At 66.0% G+C, this 4,326-nt stretch carries 5 protein-coding genes; 3 read left to right on the forward strand and 2 right to left on the reverse strand.

Annotated features, from left to right (window positions below):
- The coding region (locus tag VJR29_12675) for a hypothetical protein (protein ID HKY64262.1) at positions 1-242 on the forward strand (242 nt) is incomplete at its 5' end.
- Positions 243-246: 4 nt separating this feature from the next.
- Here VJR29_12675 and VJR29_12680 read toward each other — a convergent pair.
- Positions 247-456, reverse strand: a complete 210-nt coding sequence (locus VJR29_12680) for a hypothetical protein (protein HKY64263.1) — start codon at positions 454-456, stop codon at positions 247-249.
- The gene (locus VJR29_12685) at positions 446-1,075 is read right to left on the reverse strand and encodes a 4'-phosphopantetheinyl transferase superfamily protein (protein HKY64264.1); all 630 of its coding nucleotides are present in this window, start codon (positions 1,073-1,075) and stop codon (positions 446-448) included. The genes VJR29_12680 and VJR29_12685 overlap by 11 nt, the downstream gene beginning before the upstream one ends.
- 53 nt (positions 1,076-1,128) lie before the next feature.
- Between VJR29_12685 and VJR29_12690 the strand changes: the two genes are divergently transcribed.
- Both VJR29_12690 and VJR29_12695 read left to right on the forward strand, forming a co-directional pair.
- Positions 1,129-1,803: an ABC transporter ATP-binding protein gene (locus VJR29_12690; GenBank protein HKY64265.1), complete on the forward strand. Its 675-nt coding sequence runs from the start codon at positions 1,129-1,131 to the stop codon at positions 1,801-1,803.
- Positions 1,752-4,326, forward strand: a 2,575-nt coding sequence (locus VJR29_12695) for an FtsX-like permease family protein (GenBank protein ID HKY64266.1), incomplete at its 3' end; no start/stop codon positions are given. The genes VJR29_12690 and VJR29_12695, both read left to right, overlap by 52 nt.

The raw sequence follows: 4,326 nt of genomic DNA on the forward strand, positions 1-4,326 counted from the left end.
AACCGCCGGAGAAATACGCCGGAACCGACGAGAACACCCAAGAGCGCTCGGAAGACCGGATCAATCGTTACAAGCAATTCGTCCAGCTCAGCACCCAAACGATGAATGAGCTGCAAAACAACGAACGGGAGCTGACCGATACCCTCAAAACCCAATTCCGCAACATCGAGCAGATGTGGCAGCAGCTCGCTCAATTGGAAGAAGAGAAGTTCCGCACCGACGCGCGGATGATCATGCGTTAGGCCATCAAAACAGGCTCAGCTGTTTCTTCTTGCCGGGCTTGGCGAGGCTGCGGCCGGGCAAGACCTTGGAAGGCTTGCGCTTGTCCTGAGAGGCCAGGACCTTTTTCCCGATCCACTTTTGGCCGCAACGGCGGCAGGCCTTGGAGCCGTCGAGCCGCTCGAGCAGACGGCTGCTGGCGCAGCGGGGGCATTTTTCTTTTTTGCTAGAATTCAAAAAATTTCAATCTCGCTTTCTCACCCGAATAGGCCAGGGCTGAAAATTCGCCCGGCTTCAGCTTCAACTCTTCGACTCGAAACCCGGCGAAGGAGCTCACTTCCTCGCCGAGCAGGCTCAAGCCCAGGCCTCGAGCTTTGGCATAGGCTTCCTTGGCGGTCCACAAACGATAAAACTCGGCCGCTCGCTCGGCTTGAGGCAAGGCGGCGATCCGCGCCGCCTCGGCCGGCGAAAAATAGCGGGCGGCCAAGCCTTCGACGTCGACCCCTTCCCGCGGGATCTCCAAGTCGACGCCGAGCTCCCGATTCCAAGCCAAGGCATAGATCGCCCGGCTTTGACAGTGGCTGAGGCTGAAACCCAAGCCGCCGCTCTCGACCAAGGCGGGCTTCCCTTTCTCGCCATAGGCGAAACGAAGGGAGGAAGGGGCCGCCTTCCGATAATCTCCGATCAATCGCCGCAAGATCCCGCGGGCCGCCGTGAAGCGCCGGCGGTCGTCCTCCTGCAAGAAACGGTCGGCCCGCTCGATCTCGTCGGGGCTCAGAGTTTCACGCAAGGCCAAACCGAGCTCCTTCCCGATGTCGAGATCGGCGGTCCAAAGATGGATTTCTCCCGGCTCCATTCCCCTTCTCTAACCAAGGTCCCAAGTCTTTGCAATTTGTGTTAGATCGAGCCATGCCCTTGCTCGAAGTCCGCGGCCTCGAAAAATCCTATCGGATCGGCCAGCGCCCCGTCCCCATCCTTCGAGGCCTCGACTTGCAATTGGAAGCCGGCGAGCGGCTCTGCCTGGTCGGCGCTTCCGGCGAGGGCAAGAGCACCCTGCTCCACCTGATCGCCGGCCTCGACCGGGCCGACGGCGGCAGCATCCGGATCGAAGGCCAAGAGCTCGGCCAGCGCCGCGCCGCCGAGCTGGCCGAGCTGCGGCGGCGGAGCCTCGGCATCGTCTTCCAATTCTTCAACCTCTTCCCCTCGCTCAGCCTCCTCGACAACGTGCTGCTCCCGGCGACCCTCGACGGCCGGCCGCGGCGCGAGTCCGAAGACCGCGCCCGGGCCTTGATGGAGCGCAGCGGAATATGGCCGCGGCGGCGGGCCCGGGCCAACGAGGCCTCGGGCGGCGAGCTGCAGCGGGCGGCGCTTTGCCGGGCTTTGCTCAATCGTCCGGCCCTCCTGTTGGCCGACGAGCCGACCGGCAACCTCGACAGCCAGAATCGCCGCCGGGTCTACGAGCTGCTCGGCGATCTTTGCCGCGAGCAAGGCTGCGGCCTCCTCCTGGTGACCCACGATGAGGCGGCGATCGATTGGACCGACCGCCGCTGGGTTTTGCGCGGCGGGAAGGCGGTGCCGGCCTGAGACTCTTTTCTTGGCTCAGCCTAGCTTACTGGAGAGGGCGGCCGCTCAAGGCCTTGCTGACCTTGCTCGGCATGGCGGCGGGCATCGCGGTGTTCAGCGCGATCGAAGCCGCCAACCGCAGCGCCCTCGACTCCTTCCGCCGCTCGGTCGAGGAAGTCAGCGGCATCGCCGACCTCTCCCTCGTCGCCCGGAGCCGGCCGCTCCGCAACGAGGATTACGCCGCCGTCCTGGCCAACCCCTTCACCCTGGCCGCGACCCCGCTGGTTGAAGCGGTGGCGCTTTGCGGCCCCAAGCTCGAAAGCTCCTTCAGCTTGCTCGGCGTCGACCCGCTGAGCCGCGGCGATTTTTTTTCGGACTCCGCGCCGAGCGACTCCGGAAATTCACGGCCCTGGCTCGAGATGATGGCGGAACCCGGCTTGATCCTGCTCTCGCCGCCCTTGGCCCAAAGCTGCGGGGCCCAAGAAGGCGAGACTTTCCCGGTTTCGCTGGCCGGCCGCCGAAAAAATCCGCGAGTCAAGATTCTCGCTTCCCGGAGCGGCGGAGCTTCCTTGGCCTTCGCCGACATCGCCACCGTCCAGGAACTGCTGGAAGAGCCGGCCGGCTTGAGCCGGATCGAGGTCCGGGTCCGGCCGGGAAAACTGGCCGAGTGGAAGAGCGAAGCCGAACGCGGCCTCGAGCCGGGGCTCGCGATCGTGACGGCCGAAGAGCGGCTCGGCGAGGGCCGCGAGCTGCTCAAAGCCTTCCAGCTCAACCTGCTTTCGCTGGGGCTGGTCGCCGTCTTCGTCGCGGTCTTCATCGTCTACAACGCCAGCAGCCTGGCCTTGCTCCACCGCCGGCCCGACTTGGCCGTGCTTCGAGCCCTCGGCGCCACCCGTCGCCGTTTGGGGCTGACTCTCGGCGCCGAAGCCCTGTTGATGGGCTTGCTCGGCGGCGGCCTCGGCTTCCTGCTCGGCAGCGGCTTGGCCCGGCTGCTCTTCGGCCCGATCGCCCGGACCGTCCGCCAGCTCTACCTCAACCAAGCCGAGCTGCGGCTCGACTGGAGCGGCCAGGGCCTGGCCGTCGCGCTGGGCCTCGGCTTGGCCGGCGCCCTGCTCGGCACCTTCCTGCCGCTGGCCGAGGCGCTGGCGGTGCGGCCGGTCGAAGCGGCCCGCCGGCTCAGCTATGAACGCCATCTCCGCCATCATCCCTTGTTCCTGCTCGGCCTCTCGGCCCTCGCCTTCCTCATCGGCTTGGCCGCGGCCAAGCTCAGCTCGCCGGCCCGGCCGGCTTGGGGCTTCGTCACCGCCTTCGGCGTCCTGATCGGATTTCTCCTGCTCACGCCGCTGGCGATGCGCCTGGTCCTGCTCCTGCTGCAAGCTTTGGCCCGTCTCGGCCGCTGGGGCGCGGCCCAGGTCGCTTGGGCTCAGGTCGCCGAAAATCCTTACCGCTACGGCGTGGTCACCGCGGCCTTGACCTTGGGCGTCGCGCTCTGGCTCGGCGTGAGCTTGATGGTGAACTCCTTTCGCGGCGCGGTGGTCGATTGGATCGGCGGCATCCGCGGCGACGTCTATCTCACTTTGCGGGACAACCCGGCCAACGGCTTTCGTAGCTTCCTGCCGCCGGACTTCGTGGTCGCGGTCGAGGCGGCGGCCGGCGAGGCCCGGATCGACACCCTGCGCGGCTTCCTGGCCCGGCGCGGGTCCGATGAGGTCACGGTTTCGGCGATCGCGCTGCGCGATTTGATGGCCCATGGCCAGATCCGCCTGCTCCAAGGCAGCCTCGATCCCTTTTTGGCCGGCGGAAAGCTTTTCGCCGTTTCCGAATCCTTCGCCCGCCGGCAAAGGATCGAGATCGGCGACCGGCTCACGCTGGAAACCGAATGGGGAGCTTGGACGCTGCCGGTCGCCGCGATCTTCCACGATTATTCCTCGGAACGCGGGGTGGTTTACGTCGACCGCGAAACTTTCCAAGCCTTCAGCGGCGATCGGCGGATTCAAGGGATGGCGCTTTACTTAAAGGACCCCTCGCGGGCCGCGCCCTTGATCGCCCGGTTTCGCGGGCTGGCCGGGGCGCCGCCGACGCTGGAGGTGCGGCCTTATCGCGAAGTCCGAAGCCGGGTGCTGGAAGTCTTCGACCAGACTTTCGCCGTCACCGACCTCTTGAAATACGTCGCCCTCTTCGTGGCTTTCCTCGGCGTCCTCACGACCCTCGCGATCCTGCTCGAGGAGAAGCGCCGCGAAGTCGGCTTGCTGCAAGCCCTCGGCATTTCGCCATCGGGCCTGCGCGGTTACGGCCTCAGCCAAGGCCTGGCCCTCGCCTGCTGCGGCTATGCCCTCGGCGCGCTGGCCGGCCTGAGCCTGGCCTGGGTCCTGCTCAAGGTTTTGCATTACGACCACTTCGGCTGGACCATTCCCTTTCATTGGAATCCCTGGATCCTGCTGATCGGCCTGGGCTTGACCTTGGGGGTCGGCGCTTTGGCCACGGCGGTCCCGATTCATTGGCTGAGCCGGATTCAGCCGAGCGAGGCGCTGCGTTATGAGGAAT

It is taken from the genome of bacterium, from assembly GCA_035281585.1.
Lineage (GTDB): Bacteria > UBA10199 > UBA10199 > DSSB01 > DSSB01 > DATEDP01.

What these genes read in the sequence shown, in the direction of transcription:
- VJR29_12690 (HKY64265.1), top strand. Translation starts at nt 1,129, where the DNA reads ATGCCCTTGCTCGAAGTCCGCGGCCTCGAAAAATCCTATCGGATCGGC.
- VJR29_12685 (HKY64264.1), bottom strand. Translation starts at nt 1,075, where the DNA reads ATGGAGCCGGGAGAAATCCATCTTTGGACCGCCGATCTCGACATCGGG.